Source organism: Streptomyces lasalocidi (assembly GCF_005280215.1).
In the GTDB taxonomy this organism is placed as follows: domain Bacteria; phylum Actinomycetota; class Actinomycetes; order Streptomycetales; family Streptomycetaceae; genus Streptomyces; species Streptomyces longwoodensis.
The window spans coordinates 7,523,590-7,544,725 of the sequence record NZ_SZNQ01000001.1 but is presented as its reverse complement, the minus strand read 5'-3'; the positions used below and the strand labels follow the sequence as shown (position 1 = coordinate 7,544,725).

Annotated in this window: 12 protein-coding genes; 8 read left to right on the top strand and 4 right to left on the bottom strand. The window is 75.8% G+C overall.

Annotated elements, in window-relative coordinates:
• Positions 1-305 precede the first annotated feature (305 nt).
• From E4U91_RS33975 to ccrA, 3 genes are all read left to right on the top strand, one after another.
• Complete coding sequence (locus E4U91_RS33975; protein WP_137310350.1) at positions 306-9,053, top strand: non-ribosomal peptide synthetase; 8,748 nt, start codon at positions 306-308, stop codon at positions 9,051-9,053.
• Positions 9,046-12,858, top strand: coding sequence for a type I polyketide synthase (locus E4U91_RS33970; RefSeq protein WP_137310349.1), 3,813 nt, complete (start codon positions 9,046-9,048; stop codon positions 12,856-12,858). The genes E4U91_RS33975 and E4U91_RS33970 overlap by 8 nt, the downstream gene beginning before the upstream one ends.
• Positions 12,859-13,048: 190 nt before the next feature.
• A complete protein-coding gene (gene ccrA, locus E4U91_RS33965) occupies positions 13,049-14,278 on the top strand; it encodes a crotonyl-CoA carboxylase/reductase (RefSeq protein ID WP_137310348.1) in 1,230 nt (409 codons plus the stop codon).
• A gap of 79 nt (positions 14,279-14,357) precedes the next feature.
• Here the strand turns inward: ccrA and E4U91_RS33960 are convergent, their stop codons facing one another.
• A complete protein-coding gene (locus tag E4U91_RS33960) occupies positions 14,358-14,780 on the bottom strand; it encodes a MarR family winged helix-turn-helix transcriptional regulator (protein ID WP_137310347.1) in 423 nt (140 codons plus the stop codon).
• A gap of 86 nt (positions 14,781-14,866) precedes the next feature.
• Between E4U91_RS33960 and E4U91_RS33955 the strand changes: the two genes are divergently transcribed.
• Entirely contained in the window at positions 14,867-15,532 is a 666-nt protein-coding gene (locus E4U91_RS33955) for an MBL fold metallo-hydrolase (protein ID WP_137310346.1), read from the top strand.
• Here E4U91_RS33955 and E4U91_RS33950 read toward each other — a convergent pair.
• The 3 genes from E4U91_RS33950 to E4U91_RS33940 all read right to left on the bottom strand — a co-directional run bounded on the left by E4U91_RS33950 (position 15,466) and on the right by E4U91_RS33940 (position 18,076).
• Positions 15,466-16,260 carry an enterobactin synthetase gene (locus E4U91_RS33950; protein ID WP_137311148.1) on the bottom strand — a complete coding sequence of 265 codons (795 nt, stop codon included), beginning with the start codon at positions 16,258-16,260 and terminating at the stop codon, positions 15,466-15,468. The two genes, E4U91_RS33955 and E4U91_RS33950, sit on opposite strands and share 67 nt — an antisense overlap.
• Before the next feature lie 83 nt (positions 16,261-16,343).
• Positions 16,344-17,828 (bottom strand): class I adenylate-forming enzyme family protein, encoded by a 1,485-nt coding sequence (locus E4U91_RS33945; RefSeq protein WP_137310345.1) that lies wholly within the window; start codon positions 17,826-17,828, stop codon positions 16,344-16,346.
• Positions 17,828-18,076, bottom strand: coding sequence for an acyl carrier protein (locus E4U91_RS33940; RefSeq protein WP_067238345.1), 249 nt, complete (start codon positions 18,074-18,076; stop codon positions 17,828-17,830). The genes E4U91_RS33945 and E4U91_RS33940 overlap by 1 nt, the downstream gene beginning before the upstream one ends.
• 356 nt (positions 18,077-18,432) lie before the next feature.
• Here E4U91_RS33940 and paaA point away from each other — a divergent pair, with 356 nt between their 5' ends.
• Genes paaA through paaD form a run of 4 tightly spaced genes read left to right on the top strand, consistent with a single transcriptional unit; the run spans position 18,433 to position 21,131 of the window.
• Positions 18,433-19,506: a 1,2-phenylacetyl-CoA epoxidase subunit PaaA gene (gene paaA / locus E4U91_RS33930; protein WP_137310344.1), complete on the top strand. Its 1,074-nt coding sequence runs from the start codon at positions 18,433-18,435 to the stop codon at positions 19,504-19,506.
• The gene (locus tag E4U91_RS33925; protein ID WP_137310343.1) at positions 19,503-19,814 is read left to right on the top strand and encodes a 1,2-phenylacetyl-CoA epoxidase subunit B; all 312 of its coding nucleotides are present in this window, start codon (positions 19,503-19,505) and stop codon (positions 19,812-19,814) included. The genes paaA and E4U91_RS33925 overlap by 4 nt, the downstream gene beginning before the upstream one ends.
• Complete coding sequence (paaC, locus tag E4U91_RS33920) at positions 19,798-20,598, top strand: 1,2-phenylacetyl-CoA epoxidase subunit PaaC (RefSeq protein ID WP_422070926.1); 801 nt, start codon at positions 19,798-19,800, stop codon at positions 20,596-20,598. Before E4U91_RS33925 ends, paaC begins: the two co-directional genes overlap by 17 nt.
• Positions 20,595-21,131: a 1,2-phenylacetyl-CoA epoxidase subunit PaaD gene (gene paaD, locus E4U91_RS33915; protein ID WP_437112867.1), complete on the top strand. Its 537-nt coding sequence runs from the start codon at positions 20,595-20,597 to the stop codon at positions 21,129-21,131. The genes paaC and paaD overlap by 4 nt, the downstream gene beginning before the upstream one ends.
• Positions 21,132-21,136: the final 5 nt, after the last annotated feature.

Here is a 21,136-nt window from a genome sequence, read left to right as displayed (position 1 = left end):
CGTATGCACACTCCCCCGTCCGGCGTTCTCTGGGGAATTCCCTGAATTGCCGCGCGTGGGCCGGTGCCGCCTTGACCGTCCGGAGTGCGGTGGCGCACCGTGATGAGCCGTAGAACCGGGGCCGGGACGACGGGTGTTCACCGGATTCCCGGCGTGCGGCCTCCTTTTCCCGCTTCCTGGACCGGTCCGGCGCGCAGTCACACGCGAGGGCGGCACGAGGCGGTGGCCGCACCGCTCCTGTCCGGTCCGATCCGGTCGTGCCGTCGCCGGCCGGGACACTTCGGTTGCCACGTGAGGGTTGTGCTATGTCACTCCAGCAGGACGAGCGGCGTCCGCTGTCCGGGGCCCAGGAGGGTCTCTGGTACGCCGGGCGGCTCGCGTCGGACAGCGCCGCGTACAACACCGGCGAGGCGGTGGAGATCCACGGGCCGCTCGATGAGGGCCTGTTCGAGACCGCGCTGCGCCGCACGGTCGCCGAGGCGGACACCTTCGCCCTGCGGTTCACCGACACCGAGGACGGCCCCCGCTGCCATCGCGCCGCCGACCCGGACGACTGGCCCCTGCACCACGTCGACGTCCGGGACGCCGACGACCCCCAGGAGGCCGCGTGGGACTGGATCCGCGCCGACCTGGCCACCCCCGTGGATCTGGAGAAGGGCCCGCTGTTCTCGCACGCCCTGCTGGCGCTGGCGCCCGACCGGTACATCTGGCTGCTGAGGGCCCACCACATCCTGCTCGACGGCTACAGCTACAAGCTGCTGGGCCGACGGCTGGCCGAGGTGTACAACGCGCTCGCCGCCGGGCGCGAGCCGGACCCCTCCGGGTTCGCGCCGGCGGGCCGGCTCCAGGAGGAGGAGGCCGCCTACCGCACGGGCGACCGCCACACCCGCGACCGCGCCCACTGGGCCGAGCGCCTGGCCGCGCTGCCCGAACCGCCGCGCCTCACCTCCCGTACGGCCGCCCCGACCGCTCCCTTCCTGCGCCGCACCGCCGAGCTGACGCCGGCCGAGGTGGCCGCCCTTGACGCGGCGGCCTCGCGCCTTGGCGTCGCCCGCGCCGACCTGCTGGCCACGGCCACCGCCCTGTACCTGCACCGCATGACCGGCGCCGAGGACCTGGTGCTGGGCCTGGCCACGATGAGCCGCCTCGGCAGCGCCGCGCTGCGCACCCCGGGCACGGCCTCCGACGTGCTGCCGCTGCGGGTGCGCGCCACCCCGGGTGCGCCGCTCGCCGAGATCGCGCGGGGCGTCGCCGAGGAGCTGCGCGCGCTGCGCCGCCACCAGGCGTACCGGGGCGAGTACCTGCGCCGCGACCTCGGGCTGCTGGGTACCGGGCGCCGGCTGTACGGGCCGGTGCTGAACATCGTCCCCTTCGACGAGTCGCCCGTGTTCGACGGGCACCCCACCACCTGGCACCACCTGTCCGGCGGCGCCGTGGACGACCTGCAGATCTCGGTGCGGCCCGGCGCCGAGGACGGAGTGCTGTGGCTGGCCTTCGACGCCAACCCCGCCCTGTACGAGGAGGACGAACTCGCCCTGCACCGCGAGCGGTTCGTCACGATGCTGCGCCGGCTGGCCGAGGCCGGGCCGACCACCGCGCCGGCCGGGCTGGACCTCCTGCTGCCCGGCGAGCACCCCCGCGACACCCCGGTGCGCACGCATCCGGTGGAGCGCACCCTCACGGAGCTGTTCGAGGAGCAGGCGGCGACCGTGCCCGGGCGGACCGCCGTCACCTGCGGCGGCACCGGGCTGACGTACGCGGAGCTCAACGCCGAGGCCAACCGCATGGCCCGGCTGCTGACCGAGCGCGGCGCCGGTCCCGGCCGGGTGGTGGCGCTGGCGCTGGAGCGGGGGGTGCGGCTGCTGCCCGCGCTGCTCGCCGTCCTCAAGACCGGCGCCGCCTACCTGCCCCTGGACCCCGGCCACCCGGCCGAGCGACTGCGGCTGGTCGTCGAGGACGCCGCGCCGGTCGCCCTGGTCACCGAGCGGGCCCACGCCCACCTGGGCGGCGGGTCGGTGCCCACCGTGCTCCTGGACGACCCGTCGGTCACCGCGGACCTCGCCGCACGCCCCGCCGGCGACCTGACCGACGCCGACCGGAACGGGCCGACGAGCCCCGCCGACATCGCGTACATCATCCACACCTCGGGCTCCACCGGCCGCCCCAAGGGCGTCCCGGTGCCGCACGCCAACGTGGTGCGCCTGTTCGCGGCCGCCGCCGAGCACTTCGCCTTCGGCCCGGACGACGTGTGGACGCTGTTCCACTCCTACGCCTTCGACTTCTCGGTGTGGGAGATGTGGGGCGCGCTGCTGCACGGCGGACGCCTCGTCGTCGTCCCGTACGCCGTCAGCCGCTCCCCGCGGGACTTCCTGGACCTGCTGCACCGCGAGGGCGTCACCGTCCTCAACCAGACGCCGTCCGCCTTCGAGCAGTTGGCCGACGCCGACCTCGAACGCGGCGGGGACAGCGGGGCGTTGCGCTACGTCGTCTTCGGCGGTGAGGCCCTGCGCCCGGCGCGGCTGCGGCGCTGGGCCGACCGGCACGGGCTGGACCGGCCCGAGCTGGTCAACATGTACGGCATCACCGAGACGACCGTGCACGTCACCCACCACCGCCTGACCCGGGCCGACCTGGACGACCCGCGGCGCGGCAGCGTCATCGGCCGGCCCCTGTCGGACCTGCGCGTCCACCTCCTGGACGGTGCGGGCCGTCCCGTCCCGCCCGGTGCGAGCGGTGAGATGTACGTCTCCGGTGCCGGGGTCGCCGCCGGGTACCTGCACCGGCCCGAGCTGACCGCCGAGCGCTTCCTCGACGACCCGTTCGGCCCGCCCGGCGCCCGGATGTACCGCTCGGGCGACCTGGCGCGGCACCGTCCCGACGGCACCCTGGACTACCTGGGCCGTGCCGACGCGCAGGTGCAGATCCGCGGCTTCCGCGTGGAGCCGGGCGAGATCGAGGCCGTCCTCGCCGCCCACCCGCGGGTGGCCCGGGCCGCCGTCGTCGCCCGCCGCGCCGACAACGGCGCCCAGCACCTCGTCGCCTACGTCCTCACCGCCGGCGACACGCCCGCCGACCCGGCCGAGCTGCGGGCCCACGCCGCCGCCCGGCTGCCCGAGCACATGGTTCCGGCCGCCTGTGTCGCCGTGGACGCCCTGCCGCTGACCGCCAACGGCAAGCTCGACGTACGGGCGCTGCCCGCACCGGACTTCACCGCCGCCGCCTCCGGCACCCGGCCCGCCACCCCGCACCAGGCCCTGGTGTGCGCCCTGTTCGAGGACGTGCTGAAGCTGCCGCGCGACAGCGTCGGCATCGACGTCAACTTCTTCGACCTGGGCGGCGACTCGTTGCTCGCCACCCGTCTGCTGGCCCGGCTGCGGCACGACACCGGCGCGGAGGTCCCGATCACCGCCCTGTTCGAGACGCCCACCCCGGCCGCGCTCGCGGCCCGGCTGGCCGCCGACGCGGCCGACCCCTCCGACGCGCTGCCCCGGCCCGTCCTGGGCGCCGCCGTCCGTCCCGAGCGGGTGCCGCTGTCGTACGCCCAGGAGCGCATGTGGTTCCTGCACCGGCTCGGCGACCGGGCCGCCACCTACAACATCCCGCTCGTGGTGACCCCGCCCGCCGGTCTGGACGCCGACGCGCTGGAGGCCGCGCTCGGCGACCTGGCCGACCGCCACGAGAGCCTGCGGACCGTGGTCGCCGAGCACGACGGCACCCCCTACCAGCGCGTCCTGCCGCCCGGTGCGCTGCGGCCGCGGCTGCACCGGGTCGACTGCCCCGCCGCGGAGAGCGCCGCCCACGTCGACGCCGCCCTGCGCCACCGCTTCGACCTGGGCGCGGAGAGCCCCCTGGCCGCCTGGCTGCTGGGCCCGGCCGACGCGCGCACGCTGGTGCTCGTGCTGCACCACAGCGCCGCCGACGGCTGGTCGCTGCGGCCGTTCGCCGAGGACCTGGGCACCGCCTACGCGGCCCGTCGCGCAGGCCGGGCCCCCGCGTGGACGCCGCTGGAGGTGCAGTACGCCGACTACGCCCTGTGGCAGCGCGCCCTGCTGACGCCGGAGCCCGAGGGCACGGGCCGGCTGGAGCGGCTGACCGCGCACTGGCGCACGGCCCTGGCCGGCCTGCCCGAGGAGTGCGGCCTGCCCGGTGACCGGCCGCGCCCCGCGACACCGCGCGGGACCGGCGCCCACCTCGAGGCGACCGTGGACGCCGCCCTGCACCGCGACCTGCTCGCCCTGGCCGACCGTGAGGGCGCGAGCCTGTTCATGGTGCTGCACGCCGCCCTCAGCGCCCTGCTCACCCGCTGCGGCGCCGGGGAGGACGTCGTCCTGGGCACCCCGGTGGCCGGCCGCACCGAGCCCGCGCTCGACCCGCTGATCGGGCTGATCACCAACACGCTGGTGCTGCGCGCCGACACCTCCGGCGACCCGGCCTTCCGCGACCTGCTGGCCCGGCTGCGCTCCGCCGACCTGGCCGCCCTGGACCACCAGGACCTGCCCTTCGACCGGCTCGTCGACGAGCTCAACCCGCCCCGCCACCCCGGGCGGCACCCCGTGTTCCAGGTGATGCTGGCCCTGCAGAACAACGACCCGGCGGTCCTCGAACTCGACGGGCACCGCGCCCGGTTGCGGCCGACCGCCACCGGCACCGCCAAGTTCGACCTCTTCGTCGACGTCCTGGAACGGCACACCCCCGAGGGCGCCCCCGACGGCCTGACCCTGCACGTCGAGTACGCCACCGACCTCTACGACACCGCCACCGCCGAGGCGTTCGCCCGCGCCCTGCACGACGTCCTGCGCGCGGTGAGCGCCGATCCCGCCGTGCGGGTCGGGCAGTTGCCCGCGGTGCCGGAGCGCACGCCCGTCCCGGCCGGCCCCGCCGTCGGGGAGCTGGAGGCGGCCGCGCTGTCCGTGCCGGGCATCCGCGCCGCCCGCGCCCTGCCCGGCGCCGACGGCCACGCGCCGCGCCTGTACGTGGTGCCGGGGCGCGCCGACGCGGCGGAACGCGTCGAGGAGGTCCTGGACCGCGCGGGCCACACCGGCGTCCGGGTCACCGCCGTCAACGCCCTGCCCCACGACGAGGACGGGCTGCTCGACACCGACGCGCTGACCGCCCTGCCCGCCGTCGACCGCACCGCGGCCGCCGCCTGGCGCGACCGCCTGGCCCGCGTCCCCGGGGTGACCCACGCCGAGGTGACGGTCGAGGACACCCCGGAGGAACTGGACCGCCGCCACGCCGGGCTCGCCGACCGCGCCCCGGACACCACCGGCGCCGGGTCCGCCGCGGCCGGCGCCCCGGCGTCCGCCGTACCCGCGCTCAGCGAGGGCCCGGCGCTCGTCGAACCGTCCGTCGCGAGCTGGGCACAGGCCCTGCGCCGCGCCGCCGAGCGGGGGCGGGGCGACATCGTCCACGTGCACGCCGACGGCAGCGAGCACCGGCGCAGCTACGCCTCCCTCGTCCCCGAGGCGTCCCGGGTGCTGGCCGGACTGCGCCGGGCCGGGCTGCGCCCCGGCGACCAGGTGATCCTCCAGTGCGACGCCACCGAGGACTTCCTGGCCGTGCTGTGGGGCTGCATCCTGGGCGGTTTCGTCGCCGTTCCGCTGACCGTCCCCGCCTCCTACGACACGCCTTCGGCGGCGCTGACCAAGCTGGAGGGCATTTGGCGGATGCTCGGCCGGCCCTGGGTCGTGTGCTCCGCCGACCGCGAGGGCGGGCTGCGCGGCCTGGCCGCCCGCCAGAACTGGCCCGGCCTGCGTCTGGCCACGGCCGACGAGTTGTGGGAGGCCCCGGAGGACCACGACTGGTACGAGGCCCGGCCCGACGACCTCATCCTGATGCTGATGACCTCCGGCAGTACCGGCCTGCCCAAGGCGGTGCGGCTCACCCACCGCAACGTGCTGACCCGTTCGGCCGCGACCGAGCAGATGAACGGGCTCGACGCCTCGGACGTCTCCCTGAACTGGATCCCGCTCGACCACGTCACCGGCGTGGTGATGTTCCACCTGCGGGACGTGTACCTGGGCTGCCGCCAGGTCCACGCGCCCACCTCCTGGATCCTGCAGGACCCGCCGCGCTGGATGGACCTCGCCGACCGACACCGGGTCACCGTCACCTGGGCGCCCAACTTCGCGTTCGGTCTCCTCGCCGAGCAGGCCGACCGGTTCGCCGACCGCACGTGGGACCTGTCGCCGATGCGGCTGGTGATGAACGCCGGTGAGGTCGTGGTGGCCGCCGCGGCCCGCCGCTTCCTGCACGCCCTGGAGCCGTTCGGCCTGCCGCAGGACGTGATGCACCCCGGCTGGGGCATGTCCGAGACCTGCTCGGTGGTCACCGACGTCTCCCTGGCTCCGCGACCGGTCCCCGGCGAGGGCACGTTCGTGAGCTGCGGGCTGCCGTACCCCGGGTTCGCGATGCGCGTCGTGGACGACTCCGGCACGGTGCTCGCCGAGGGCGACGCCGGTCGCCTCCAGGTCCGCGGGACCTCCGTGACCGGCGGCTACCACGACAACCCCGGGGCGAACGCGGAGGCGTTCACCGAGGACGGCTGGTTCGACACCGGTGACCTGGCGTTCCTGCGCGCCGGTGAGCTCTACATCACCGGCCGCGCCAAGGACGTCATCATCGTCAACGGCGTCAACCACTACAGCCACGAGATCGAGGCGTGCGTCGAGGAACTGCCGCACGTGGTGCGGAGCTTCACCGCCGCCGTCGCGGTGCGCTCCGACCCCTCGGCGGCCACCGACGAACTCGCCCTGTTCCTCCACCTCTCCCCCGAGGCCGCCGACGGGGACACCGCCGCCGCCCTGCGGGAGATCGCCGGCAAGGTGACCCGCGAGATCGGCGTCAGCCCCGCCTTCCTCGTCCCGGTCGCGCAGGACGCCATCCCGAAGACGGAGATCGGCAAGATCCAGCGCACCAAGCTGCGCAAGGGCTTCGAGGCGGGCGCGTTCGACGAGCAGGTGCGCGCGACCCAGCTGCTGCTGGGCACCGCCGCGACCGTGCCCGACTGGTTCCTGCGGCCGGTCTGGCAGCGCGCTCGGACCCACGCCCCGCGGGAGGCCACGCCCGGCCGGCACACCCTGGTCCTCACGGGCGACGACGCCCGCTCGCTGCGGATCGCCGAGCGGATCGCCGACCTGCTGCGCACCACGGGCGAGCGCTGCACCGTAGCCTCCGACGGCACGTCCTACGCCCGCCTGGACGCGGCCCGTTACCGGGTCCGGCCCGGCGAGCAGGACGATCTCGCGGCGCTGTGGGACGAGTTGGAGCGCGACCAGCGGCCGGTCGACGCCGTCGTCCACCTCGCCGGCCTGCGCCACGGGGACGCCCCGGCGACGGACTCGTACGACGAGAGCGGCACGCTGTCCCTGCTCGCCCTCGCCCGGGCGCTCGTCTCCCGCACCGGACGGCAGCGCCCCGTCGACCTGGTGTACGCCACCGCGGGCGCCCAGCAGGTGCGCGCCGAGGACCGGCCCGACCCGGGGCACGCCATGGCGGGCGCCCTGCTCAAGTCCCTGGCGGAGGAGCTGGGTTGGCTGCGCGGCGCGCACGTCGACCTGCCGCCGGACGCCGGTGAGGACGCGGCGGAGCTGCTGCTCGCCGAGATACGCGTCGCCCCCGACGCCGCCGAGGTGGCGTACCGCGACGGCCACCGCCAGGTGCGCCGCCTCGCCCCGCTGCCGGAGGCGCCCCCGCGTCCCCGGCCGGCGCCCGCCGAGGGCTTCACCCTGGTCACCGGCGGTCTGGGCGGCGTCGGCAGCGAGGTCGCGGCACACCTGCTGGGCACGCCCGGCACCCGGCTGCTGGTCCTCGGCCGCACGCCCGAGGACGCCCTGGACGGCCCGGACGCCCCGGCCGACGGAGTGCGGCGCGGGCAGGTGCTGCGGCGCCTGCGCGAGCTGGGCGAGGTCCGTTACGCCTGCGCCGACGTCACCGACGAAGCGCGGGTGCGCGCCGCGGTGGACGCGGCCGCCGAGGCCTGGGGGGTGCCCCTGACCGCGGTGCTGCACCTGGCCGGGACGCTCGTGGAGCGCCCGGTGGGCGAGCTGGACGAGGACACCTGGCGGCGGGCGGTGGCGGCGAAGGCGGGCGGCGCGTGGACGCTGCACCGACTGACCGCCGACCACCCGGTGTCCTCCTTCGTCACGTTCTCCTCCGTCAACGGCTTCTTCGGCGGGGCGATGAACGCCGCCTACGCCGCGGCCAACGCCGCGCTGGACGCCCTCGCCCTGTACCGGCGGAGCCTCGGGCTGCCCGCGCAGTCTCTGGCCTGGAGCATGTGGCGCGAGCAGGGCGTCAGCCGCGGCTACCGGCTCGCCGCGCTCACCGAGGCCCGCGGCTACCGGCTGCTGGACGGGCCGGCCGCGCTGCGCTCCTTCGACCTGGCGCGCTCGCTGGACGTCCCGCACCTGCTGATCGGCGCCGACCGCACCGCCCCCTGGGTGCGCAGCCACGTGACGGCACCCGTGCGGCCGGTGCGGCGCCCGGCCGCCCGCGTCGGCCTGGCGGACGGCGCCGACCTGGGCGCCCTGTACCGCGCGGCGGGGGACGCCGCCCGTGCGGCGGGCCTGGCGGACGACTGGGTGCTGCGCTCGGCGGGCACCACCGGGGACCACCCCGAACAGGCCGACACCGGCGAGGACGCCCGCCGGCTGGAGGGCAGGCTCGCCGAGGTGTGGTGCGCGGTGCTGGGCCGCGACCGGGTGGGCCTGGACGAGAACTTCTTCGACCTGGGCGGCAACTCGCTGCTGCTGGTCACCGCGCAGTCCGCCGTCAACACCGCCTTCGACGCCGACGTGTCGGTGGTCGACCTGTTCGCCCACCCCACCGTCCGCGCCCTGGCCCGCCACCTGGCGACCACCGCCCGGCCCGCCGCCGCACAGCCGTCACCGGGGCCGGAGGGTCCCGGCGCCGGGGCGGACGGCCCGGCCGGGCACCGGTCCGCCGGGTCCGCGCCCAGCGGCCTGGACCGCGCCAAGGAACAAGCACAACGGCAGCGAGCGGCCCGCGCCCGCCGCACGGCACGCCACGGAAAGGACCGCGGCCATGCATGACACCCCCGCAGCGCACACCGAGGCGGCCGAGGAGGAGGTGCCCGCCGTCGCCGTCATCGGCATGGCGGGCCGTTTCCCGGGCGCCGACGACCTGGACGCCTTTTGGGACAACCTGGCGGCCGGCCGGGAGTCGATGCGGCCCGTCGGCGACGAGGAGTTCCTCGCCGCGGGCGGCAGCCCGAGCGACCTGGACGACCCCTCCCTGGTGCGCATGGTCTCCACCGTGGACGGCATCGACCGGTTCGACTCCGGCTTCTTCGGCTACAGCCCCGCCGAGGCCGCCGTCGTCGACCCGCAGCAGCGGCTGCTGCTGGAGACCGCCTACCACGCGCTGGAGGACGCCGGCTGCCTGGGCGAGGGCCGGGACACCGGGGCGTTCGGGGTGTACGCGGGCAGCGGCGACAGCCGCTACTACCCGGCCCACGTCCACCCGCGCTTCGCCGGACAGCCCGGCTCGGTGGCCCTCGTGCACGCGGCCACCGCCAACTCCCTGGGCACCCTCGCCACCCGCGTCTCCTACGAACTCGGCCTGACCGGCCCGAGCGTGTCGCTGCAGACGGCCTGCTCGACCGCGCTGGTCGCCGTGCACACCGCCTGCCAGGACCTGCTGGACTACCGGTGCGACACCGCGCTGGCGGCGGCGGTCTCCCTCAACCCGTCGGCCGCGCTGGGCTACCGGCACGTGCCCGACGGGCCGTTCTCCCCCGACGGGCACTGCCGCGCCTTCGCCGCGGATGCCGCCGGCACCTCCTCCGGCGACGGCGTGGGGGCCGTGGTCCTGAAGCGTCTGGAGGACGCCCTCGCCGACGGCGACCGCATCCGCGCCGTCATCCGCGGCAGCGCCGTGAACAACGACGGGCGCCGCAAGGTCGGCTTCAGCGCGCCGAGCGCCCCCGGGCAGACCGAGGTGATCCTCGCCGCGCAGGCCCAGGCGATGGTCGACGCGGGCACCATCGGGCTGATCGAGGCGCACGGCACCGCCACCAAGCTGGGCGACCCCATCGAGGTGGCGGCGCTCACCGAGGCGTTCCGGCACAGCACCGACGCCCGCGGCTTCTGCGCCCTGGGCTCGGTGAAGACCAACATCGGCCACCTGGGGGCGGCCGCCGGCATCGCCGGGCTCATCAAGGCCGTGCTGGCCCTGGAGCACCGGCAGATCCCGCCGAGCCTGCACTTCGACCGGCCCAACCCGCTGATCGACTTCGACTCGGGCCCGTTCCGGGTGCCGACCGCCCTGGAGGACTGGCCGCAGGGCGAGCACCCGCGCCGGGCTGCCGTCTCCGCGTTCGGCATCGGCGGCACCAACGCCCACGTCATCCTGGAGGAGGCCCCGGCGCCCGCCCCGGCCGCGCCGCGCCCGCCCGAGGACGGCCGGCGGCTGGTGCTGCCCCTGTCCGCCCGCACCGCCGGTGCCCTGCGCGGCCAGGCCGACGCCCTCGCCCGGCACCTGGAACGCCGTGACGGCCTGCGCCTGGACGACGTCGCGCACAGCCTGCGCACCGAACGGCCCGCGCTGCGCCACCGCCTCACCGTCACCGCCTCCTCCCCCGAGGAGGCCGTCGACGCCCTGCGCTCCGCCGCGCCGGTCACCCCGCCCGTGGGCGACGACCCGGCCCGGGTGGCGTTCCTGCTGCCCGGCGGCGGCACCCAGTACCCCGGCATGGGCGCGGAGCTGTACCGCGAGAACGCCGTGTACCGCGACACCGTCGACGAGTGCGCGCGCATCCTGCGGCCCGTCCTCGGCGGCGACCTGCGGGCCACGCTCGTCGAGCGCGGCCCGGGCGACGACACGGACGCCTTCCTCGGCCTGGTGGTCACCGAGTACGCCCTGGCCCGCACCCTGATGGAGGCGGGCGTCCGCCCGGACGCCCTCATCGGGCACTCGCTCGGCGAGTACACGGCGGCCTGCCTGGCGGGGGTGATCGACCTGGAGGAGATGCTGCCGCTGGTCACCGAGCGCATCCGGCTGATCAGCTCGGCGGGCGGCGCCACCACCGGGGTCGCCGCCCCGGTGGAGGACGTCCTGCCGCTGCTCGACGAGCAGTTGTCGCTCACGGCGGTCAACGGCCCCACCGCGTGCACCGTCGCCGGACACCTGGACGCCGTCGCCCGCTTCGAGGCCGAACTCGCCCGCCGGGACGTCCCGTTCCGCCGGCTGCGGATCCCCGTGGCCGCCCACTCCCACGTCCTGGACCCGGTCCTGCCCGCCTTCGAGCAGCACCTGCGCCAGGTCACGCTGCGCCCGCCGCGCATCCCCTACGTCACCAACGTCACCGGCGACTGGATCACCGACGACCGGGCCACCTCCGTGCAGCACTGGCTGGACCACACCCGGCACACCGTGCGGTTCGCCGACGGCATCGCCGCGCTGTGGGACCGCCTGCAGCCGGTGCTCGTGGAGATCGGCCCCGGCGACACCCTGACCAAGCTGGCCGGCAACCGGCTCGCCGACCGGGCGCCGGTCACGGTGACCACCATGCGGCACGCCAAGGCCCAGGCCGCCGACGGGTTCGTGCTCGCCGAGGCGCTCGGCCGGCTGTGGAGCGCGGGCGTCGAGGGCGCCCTGCCCCCGGCGCCGGACATCGCCCGGCGCGTGCCGCTGCCGCCGTACGCCTTCGAACGCCACCGGCACTGGATCGACGCGCCCGGCGCCCGCACGGACAGCACCGCGGGCGACGGCCCGGAGCAGTCGGCGGCGGGCGACGGCCTCGCGCCGCGGCCCCGCCTGACGACGCGTCACGTCCCGCCGCGCACCGACCGCGAGGAGGCCGTCACCCGGCTGTGGGAGGAAACCCTGGGCATCGGCGGCATCGGCGTCGACGACAACTTCTTCGACCTGGGCGGCGACTCCATGCGCGCCGTGCTCCTGGCGGGCCGGCTGCGCCAGGCGGGCGTCCTGGACGTGCCCGCGGCGAAACTGCTGGCCGCGCCCACCGTCGCCGGGCTCCTCGCCGAGGAACCGGAGGGCGCCCCGTCCGGCGCCCCTGCGGCCACCGCGCTCGGCCCGCTGCTGCCGCTGCGCGCGGAGGGCACCGCCGTCCCGCTGTTCTGCCTGCACCCCGGGGCGGGCGTGTCCTGGCGCTACACCGGCCTGCTCCCCCACCTCGGCGGCGACCAGCCCGTCTACGGCGTCCAGGCGCTCGGCCTGGACGGCACCCGGCCGCCCGCGCCGGACGCCGCCGCGATGGTCGAGGCGTACCTCGACGTGGTGCGCCAGGTGCAGCCACACGGCCCCTACCGGCTCCTCGGCTGGTCCTACGGCGGTTTCGTCGCCCACGCGATGGCCTGTGCCCTGCAGGAGGCCGGGGAGCGGGTGGACCTGCTGGCCATGCTGGACGCGCCCCAGCCGCACGGCTCCTCCTACGACCCGGAGACGGCCGAACGCCAGGTCGCGGCCCTGCTGTCCCGGGTGGCCGGCCTGCCGGCCGCACCGGGGGCCGGGGCGGCGGACGTGGAACGCGTGCTGGACCGCATCGACGCCGACGCGGACAGCGCGCCGATCACCCGGGCCGAGGGCGCCGCGATCGCCACGGTCATGCGCAACAACCTGCGCATCGCACCGCAGTTCGCGCCCGGCCGCTTCCGCGGGGACGTGCTGTTCTTCAGCGCGGCCGAGGAACCGGCCACGGGCTCCGCGGGGGACCTCGCCGTCCAGCCGGGCAAGGCCGACGCCTGGCGCCCGTACGTCGACGGCGCCCTGCACGACCACCAAGTCCCCTGCGGGCACTACGAGATGACCGAGCCCGAGCCGATCGCCCGCATCGGCGAGACGGTCGCCAAGGCCCTGCGCGCCCTCGGCGACTGAACCCCGGGGCGGCCGGGACCCCGCAGGTGCAGCGCACGCGCCGTCGAGGGCCGCCGGGGCCCGGCCGCCCGCCCGAGCACGCCCCGTCGGCCCGTCCGCGCACACCCCGTCGGCCCGTCCGTCCACCCGGGTGCGCCTCCGCACGCCCGTCCCCCCATCCGAGTACGCCCGACCGTTCAGGAGACCCCGCGTGACCGCGACCCAGGACCTCTACGAGCTCGGCGACGCGCCCGAGATCGGCACCGTCCCCCGCCGGATGTACGCCTCGCTCATCCGCCGCGAGCGCTACGGACAGCCCGTCGACGCCTTCCGCACCGAGGTGGTGGACGTACCGCCCGTCGGCCGCGGACAGGTCGCGGTGAAGGTGATGGCGGCCGGCATCAACTACAACAACGTCTGGGCGGCGCTGGGCGAACCGCTCGACGTGATCACCGCCCGGCAGAAGGCCGGTGCCACCGAGGACTTCCACATCGGCGGCTCGGACCTGTCGGGCATCGTGTGGGCGGTCGGCGAGGACGTGCGGGGCGTCGAACTCGGCGACGAGGTCGTGGTCCTCGCCAACCGCTGGGACGAGTCCGCCGAGGACATCCGCCTCGGTGCCGACCCGGCCTTCTCCTCCAGCCAGCGGGTGTGGGGCTACGAGGAGAACTACGGCTCGTTCGCCCAGTTCGCGGTCGTCGACGACTACATGCTCCACCCCAAGCCGGCCCGGCTGTCCTGGGCGGAGGCCGCCTGCTACATGGCGACCGCCGCCACCGCCTACCGCCAGCTCTTCGGCTGGCAGCCGCACACCGTGCGCCCGGGCGACCCGGTGCTGATCTGGGGCGGCGCGGGCGGGCTCGGCTCCATCGCCATCCAGCTCGTCCGCCACGTCGGCGGGATCCCGGTGGCGGTCGTCTCCAGCCCGGAGCGCGGCGAGTTCTGCCTCAAGCTCGGCGCCGAGGGCTACATCGACCGGCGCGAGTTCGACCACTGGGGACGGCTGCCGGACACCTCCGACGAGGAGGCCATGGCCCGCTGGCTGAGCGGGGTGCGCGCCTTCGGCCGGCGGTTCTGGGAGGTGCTCGGCGAGCGCCGCAGCCCGCGCATCGTGCTGGAGCACTCCGGCGCCGACACCGTGCCCACGTCGATGTACCTGTGCGACAACGGCGGCATGGTCGTCCTGTGCGGCGGCACCACCGGCTACAACGGCGACGTGGACCTGCGCTTCCTGTGGATGCGGCAGAAGCGGCTCCAGGGCTCGCACGTCGCCAGTGCCCGGGAGGCGCGCGAGGTGACGCGGCTGATCGCGCAGGGCGTCATCGACCCGTGCCTGTCGCGCACCTTCGCCTTCGACGAGATCGGCCTGGCCCACCAGCTCATCCACGAGAACCGCCACCCGGCGGGCAACATGGCGGCACTGGTCAACGCGCGCGCCTGAGCCCGGCCGACGAAGGGGACGAAGGCCCCGCGTCCGGTGCGTCACCGCCCGGGTGCGGGGCCTCGCGGTCCCCGGGCCCTCAGCGCTCGTTCAGGCGGCCGGCCAGCCGGGCGATCAGCGGGACGCACCGGCGCAGCTGCTCCTGCTCCCGGGCGCTGAGGGCGTCCTCGATGGCCGCGGTGAGCCAGTCGGCCCGCCGGTCACGCTCCCCGTCCAGACGCCGACGCCCGGTGTCGGTGAGGTGCAGCAGCAGCTTGCGGCCGTCGGTCGGGTGCGGTTCGGCGCGCACCAGCCCGGCGGCCTGGAGCTCCTTGACGGTCTTGGCGGCCGACTGGTGCGTCACGCCGCGCAGCTGGGCGAGTTCGGCGGTCGTGTACGGCCCGCCGCGGTCGAGGTGGCCGAGGACGGCCGCCTCCCCCGCGGGCATCGTGTCGACGGTGCGCGCGGCACGCACCAAGTCCCCCACGGCGCGCCGCAGGTCCTCGGCGAGAGTGTCGTCCATGGCACTCATCCTAACGACGCCACACAACCATGTTGTACAGTCTGGTTGTACAATCTAGTTGCATATTTTCACGGGAGGAGCCCGCCATGCGGCTCATCAAGCACGGTCACGCCTGCGTCGGCGTCGAGAAGGACGGCCGGCGCCTGGTCCTCGACCCCGGCGGCCTGACGGACCCGCGGGTGCTCGACGGGGCGGACGCCGTCCTGGTCACCCACGAGCACTTCGACCACTTCTCCGAGGAGAACCTGCGCCGGGCGGCGGAGGCGAATCCCGCGCTGCGGATCTGGACCGACGCGTCCGTGGCCGGCCGGCTCGACGGCCTCGGCGGGCGGGTCACGGCGGTCGGCCACGGCGAGGCGTTCGAGGCCGCCGGCTTCGGCGTCGAGGTGCACGGCACCTGGCACGAGATCCTCCACCCGGACATCCCGCGCGTGGGCAACGTCGGTTTCCTCGTCGACGGCACGCTCTTCCACCCCGGCGACGCCCTGACCGTCCCGGAGACCCCCGTGGACACCCTGCTGCTGCCGGTGCACGGCCCCTGGTCCACCACCGGCCGACTGATCGACTACGTCCGCGAGGTCGCGCCCCGCCACGTCTACGCCATCCACGACGGCGCCCTCAACGACACCGGCCTCGCCATGGTCGGCGGTCTCCTCGGCGCGGCCGGCCCCGGCACCGGCGCCCCCTACGACCGCCTCGCCGTCGGTTCGGGCGTCGACCTCCCGTCGGCGTCGGCCCAGCCGACCACGTAGCTGAACACGCCCGCGCCGACCGGCAGGACCCGCACCTGCACCCGCATGCGCACCCGCACTCCGTACGACTGCCCGGCACGCGAAGCGATGCGCGGACGGCTGCTCGGGGCGATGCGCGGGCCGACGTGCCGATCGATGCGTGGGCCGATGTGCAGAACGTCGCCGTACGGCTCGGCCCGCAGGTCGCGCAGGGTCCGCATCGACGCGGTGCCGGCCGGCCCCGGCACGAGGTGCAGCGCCTTCCAGGCGGCCTCCTTGGCGGAGAACAGGCCCGTCAGCGACCAGGGTCCGCCCCCGGCCGTCGCGGGTTCGCCGAGCAGCGACTCCTCGTCCGGAACCAGCACCAGCCGTGCCGCGTCGCACGGCAGTGGCCGCAGCTCCAGGTCACAGCCGAGCGGGGCGTGCTCACCCGGCGCGCGGGCGACGGCGACGGCGATCCCGGCGCTGTGCGTGATCGACGCCGACCGCCCGGGGGCGAACACCGGCAGCCGCCCCTCGCGGGGGATCTCACCGCAGTCCACGCCCACCGCGCGCAGGGCCCGGCGGGCGGCCTCGCGCCCGGCCAGGAACTCGCGGCGGCGGCCCGGTGTCATGGTCGCCGCCGCCGACGCCTCCGCCGGGCCGGCCGGGCACAGCCCGGGCTCGCCGACGTGGGCGAGGCCGAGACCGAGCCCTGCGGCGGCCAGGCAGGGCCGCAGCCGCGTGAGCGCGGCGACGGCCGCGGGCACTCCGGCTGTCACCTGGCCCCCGGCGGCATGCGCGTCCCGGACGGCCCGGTCGGAGCCGCCGGCGAGGCCCGCGCCCCTCACCGTCAGACCCGCAGCAGCTTCTTGATGATCTTCCCGGCGGGGTTGCGCGGCACCTGCTCGATGAACTCCACGCTCCGCGGGCGCTTGTACGGCGCGAGCAACCGGGCCACGTGGCCCAGCAGTTCCGCCGCGCTCGCGTCCGTGTCCGGCTCCAGGGCGACGTAGGCCAGCGGCACCTCGCCGTAGTCCTCGTCGGGCATGCCGACGACCGCCGCGTCGTGGACCGCCGGGTGGGTCATCAGGGCGCGTTCGATCTCCGAGGGGTAGACGTTCTGCCCGGCGCGGATGATGACGTCCTTGGTCCGGTCGACCAGGCTGATGCGGCCCTTGTCGTCGACGAACCCCAGGTCGCCCGTCCGCGTCCACCCGTCGAGAGTGATCTCACGGGTGGCGCCGGGGTCGTTCCAGTAGCCCTGCATGACGCCCGGCCCGCGCACCACGATCTCGCCGATCTCGCCGCGCGGCACCTCCCGGCCCTCCCGGTCGACGGCGCGCGCCGACATGCCCGGCACGACCCGCCCGCACGGGATGCGCGCGGTGACGTCGCCCGGTGCGGGGTGCTCGTCGGGGCCGAGGGTGACGAACGGGCCGCCGACCTCGGTCATGCCGTACACCTGGCGGAAGCCGCAGCCCAGCCGCTCCACCGCGTCCGCGTACACGTCGAGGGGCATCGGCGCGGCGCCGTAGAGGATCTCGCGCAGGGAGGTGAAGTCGGTGCGCTGCGAGGACTTGGCCTGGAGCATGAACCGCAGCATCTGCGGCACCATCCACATGTGCGTGGCCCGGTGGCGCTCCACCGCGGTCAGCGCCCGCTGCGGGGTGAAGCCGGGCAGCAGCACGACGGTGGCGCCGGCCGCCAGGTAGGTGAGCGAGACGACCATGCTGCCGTGGTACAGCGGGCAGCAGTTGACCATGACGATGTCGTCGGTGGGCCGGGCCATGACCAGCCAGCCCAGCGCGATCGCCCGGAACGAGGCGCTGTCGACGGTGACGCCCTTGGCCTGTCCGGTGGTCGCCGAGGTGTGCAGCACGGCGATCGGGTCCGTGTCGGCGACCACGGGCAGGTCCCGCTCGGGCGCCAGGGTGCCCAGGGTCGCGAAGGCGGGCTTGTCCAGCGCCAGCCGGAGCCGCACCGACTCCGGCAGCCGGGGGTGGCGGTCCAGCAGCTCCGACTCGCCGAGCACCGCCACCGCGCCGACGCGCTCGACGATGCCGGTCACCTCGGGCTCGGCCAGGCTGTGGTTCAGCGGCACGAACAGCGCGCCCAGGCGGGCGAGGGCGAAGTAGCTCTCCAGGACCTCGATGCGGTCCTTGGACAGGACGGCGACCCGCTCACCGCGCTCGATGCCCAGCTCGGCGAGCCCGCGGGCGAGTTCGGCGGTGCGGTCGTGGAACTCGGCCCAGGTGACGCTGCGTTGCTCATCGACGAGGGCGACCCGGTCGGGCCAGCACTGCCGGTTGCGCTCCAGCAGCTGGGTCAGCCACATCACGCACCGCCGGCGGCGCCGGCCACGGAGCGCTCGGCGACGAACCGCTCGTAGTCGGCGATCGTGTGCAGCTCCTCCATGTCCTCGGCGGTGATCTCCACGCCGAGCCGCTGCTCCACGAGCAGCACCAGGCGGACCAGGTCGCCGGAGTCGATGCCGCTGGCCGCGAGGTCGACGTCGTCGCCGACCTGGTCCGCGTACTCGGCGGTGCCGGTGAGTTCGACCAGCAACTCCCTGATGGTGCTCATGGTTTCCCCTTTCGCCGCGGCGCGCCGGCCGCCGTGCGGGCCTGGACTGTCACCCCCACAAGAGGCGGCTCGGGCCGTCCGCACTCCCCCGGCCCGCCCGTGACCTTTGTCACGCGCCCGAAAGGCGGCCGGCGGGGATAGCCGGGGCGGGCGCCCGGCCTCTGTACCGGAACGAAGACACCTGCTCCGCCCGGTCCGTCCCGCGCCGCGGGACGCGGGCGGGCCCCGAACCAGGGAGTGATGCGCGTGCCCAGGCAGCCGGTACGGGTCCGGTCCACGGCAGGACGGCCCGTGCGCCCCGAGTCCCCCGTGCGCCCCGCCGTCACGGCGGCCCCCGTCCCCCCGGGCGGTGCCGGGTGAACACGCCGACCGCCGTCGCCGACGGCACCGGGCCGGCCCCGGGCGCCGCGCAGGACGAACTCCTCGCCCACTTCGACGCGTTGATCGCCGGGGGTGAGACGATCGAGCCCCGCGACTGGATGCCCGACGGCTACCGCCGCATGCTGACCCGGCAAATCGCCCAGCACGCCCACTCCGAGATCATCGGCATGCAGCCCGAGGGCGCCTGGCTGACCCGCGCCCCGTCCCTGCACCGCAAGTCGGTGCTCATCGCCAAGGTCCAGGACGAGGCCGGCCACGGCCTGTACCTGTACTCCGCCGCCGAGACGCTGGGCGTGGACCGCGCCGACCTCCTCGACGCCCTGCACCACGGCCGCCAGCGCGCCTCCGCCACCTTCAACCACCCGGCGCTGACCTGGGCGGACACCGGCGCCATCGCCTGGCTGACGGACGGCGCCGCCGTCATCAACCAGGCCCCGCTGTGCCGCACGTCGTACGGGCCGTACGCGCGGGCCATGCGCCGCGTCTGCCAGGAGGAGGCCTTCCACGTGCGCCAGGGGTACGACCTGATGCGCGCCCTGTGCGAGGGCACACCCGAGCAGAAGGCGATGGCGCAGGACGCGGTGGACCGCTGGTGGCTGCCGGCCGTGGCGCTGATGTTCGGGCCGCCCGACACCCAGGCGGGCGGGTCCGACGCGCGCACCGCCGCGCTCGGCGCCGCGGTCTCGCGCCGCGCGATGGCCTGGGGCATCAAGCGGCACACCAACGACGAGCTCCGCCAGCGCTTCGTCGACCAATGCGTCCCGCAGGCCGAGCGCCTCGGTCTGACCCTGCCCGACCCGGCGATCCGCTGGAACGAGGAACGCGGGCACTACGACTTCACCCCGATCGACTGGGACACCTACCGCACGGCCCTGGGCGAGGAGACCCACTGGGCGCGCCGGCGCATCGACCACCGCAGGGCCGCCCACGAGGACGGCGCCTGGGTGCGGGAGGCCGCCGCCGCGTACGCGGCCCGCGAGGAGGCCGCCGGGGCACCGGCGGGCCCGGGCGCGGACGTCCCCCGGCAGACGCAGGAGGAGCGCGCATGAACCGTGACGACGAGGGCGCGCCCGCGTCCTGGGAGGTCTTCCTGCGGGCCCGCCGCGGACTCGCCCACCAGCACGTGGGCTCGGTGCGGGCCACCGGTCCCGACGCCGCGCTGGCCGTCGCCCGCGACCTGTACACGCGCCGCGGCGACCCGCTGTCGCTGTGGGTGGTGCGCTCGGACACCGTGCACACGGCGTCCCCGGACGAACGCGACCCGTACTTCGCGGGCGCCCGGCACAAGCCGTACCGCTACCCCGAGCACTTCCCGCCGCTCACCGAGAAGGGGCCCGAAGGTGACCACGTCCAGTGAGACCCGGGTGGACACCACCGGCGGCTCCTCCGCCGGTGCCGACCTCGCCACCTACCTGCTGCGCCTGGGCGACGACGCCCTGGTGCTCGGGCAGCGGCTGTGCGCGTGGATCACGCGGGCGCCCCTGATCGAGGAAGACCTGGCCCTGTCCAACATCGCCCTCGACCTCGTCGGCCACGCGCGGACGCTGCTCACCCTCGCCGGGCGGCTCGACGGCACCGGCCGCACCGAGGACGACCTCGCCTTCACGCGCCGCGAACGCGAGTTCACCAACGCCCTGCTGACGGAGCTGCCCAACGGCGACTTCGCGGTGACCGTCGCGCGCCAGCTCGCCCACACCCACTACGCGACGCTGCTCTACGAGGCCCTGGCCGGCTGCCCGGACCCCGAACTGGCCGCCTTCGGCGCCCGGGCGGCCAAGGAGGTCGCCTTCCACCGGCTGCACGCCGACCGCTGGGTCCGCCAACTGGGCCTCGGCACACCGCAGAGCGCGCGCCGGATGCAGCAGGGCCTGGAGCGGGTGTGGCCCTACACGGCCGAACTCTTCGACGAGGACGACGTCGTACGACGTCTTGCCGCCGCCGGCACGGTGCCCTCCCCGGCGCCGCTGCTCCCCGAGTGGGAGCGGCGCGTCACCGAGGTCGTCACCGGTGCGGGACTCACCGTGCCGACGCCCTCCTGGCAGGCCCGGGGCGGCCGCTCCGGCCTGCACACCGAGGAGTTCACCGACCTGATCGGCGAACTGCAGTCGGTGCACCGGCAGTTCCCCGGGGGGACCTGGTGAGCGCCGGGGTGAACGCCGAGGTGGGCGCCGTACGACACAGCGGGACGCCCCTGGGCGTGGCGGAGGTGCGCGGCCGGGTGGAGGCCCTGCCCGACCCCGAGCTGCCCGTGATCAGCCTCGGCGATCTGGGCGTGGTGGGCTCCGTCGGCCCCGGACCGGACGGGGTCCTGGAGGTCGAGATCACCCCCACCTACCTGGGCTGCCCCGCGCTGCCCGCGATCACCGCCGCCGTTCAGGAGGTGCTGGCCGCCTGCGGCCACCCCGACGGCCGGGTGCGGCAGGTGCTGTCGCCGCCCTGGACCACCGACCGCATCACTCCCGACGGGCGGCGTACGCTCGCCGCCCACGGCATCGCCCCGCCGCTGCCCGCCTCGGCCGGCGGCCCGGTCGCCGTGGAGCTGGGCGCGGTCGCCTGCCCGCACTGCGGTTCACGCGCCACCCGGCCGCACAGCCCCTTCGGGCCGTCCCGCTGCCAGTCGGTGCTGTGGTGCACGGCGTGCCGCGAACCCTTCCCCCACCTGACCGCGCTGTGAGGCCC

What these genes read in the sequence shown, in the direction of transcription:
- E4U91_RS33970 (WP_137310349.1), top strand. Translation starts at nt 9,046, where the DNA reads ATGCATGACACCCCCGCAGCGCACACCGAGGCGGCCGAGGAGGAGGTG.
- E4U91_RS33960 (WP_137310347.1), bottom strand. Translation starts at nt 14,780, where the DNA reads ATGGACGACACTCTCGCCGAGGACCTGCGGCGCGCCGTGGGGGACTTG.
- E4U91_RS33945 (WP_137310345.1), bottom strand. Translation starts at nt 17,828, where the DNA reads ATGTGGCTGACCCAGCTGCTGGAGCGCAACCGGCAGTGCTGGCCCGAC.
- E4U91_RS33940 (WP_067238345.1), bottom strand. Translation starts at nt 18,076, where the DNA reads ATGAGCACCATCAGGGAGTTGCTGGTCGAACTCACCGGCACCGCCGAG.
- E4U91_RS33975 (WP_137310350.1), top strand. Translation starts at nt 306, where the DNA reads ATGTCACTCCAGCAGGACGAGCGGCGTCCGCTGTCCGGGGCCCAGGAG.
- E4U91_RS33955 (WP_137310346.1), top strand. Translation starts at nt 14,867, where the DNA reads ATGCGGCTCATCAAGCACGGTCACGCCTGCGTCGGCGTCGAGAAGGAC.
- E4U91_RS33925 (WP_137310343.1), top strand. Translation starts at nt 19,503, where the DNA reads ATGAACCGTGACGACGAGGGCGCGCCCGCGTCCTGGGAGGTCTTCCTG.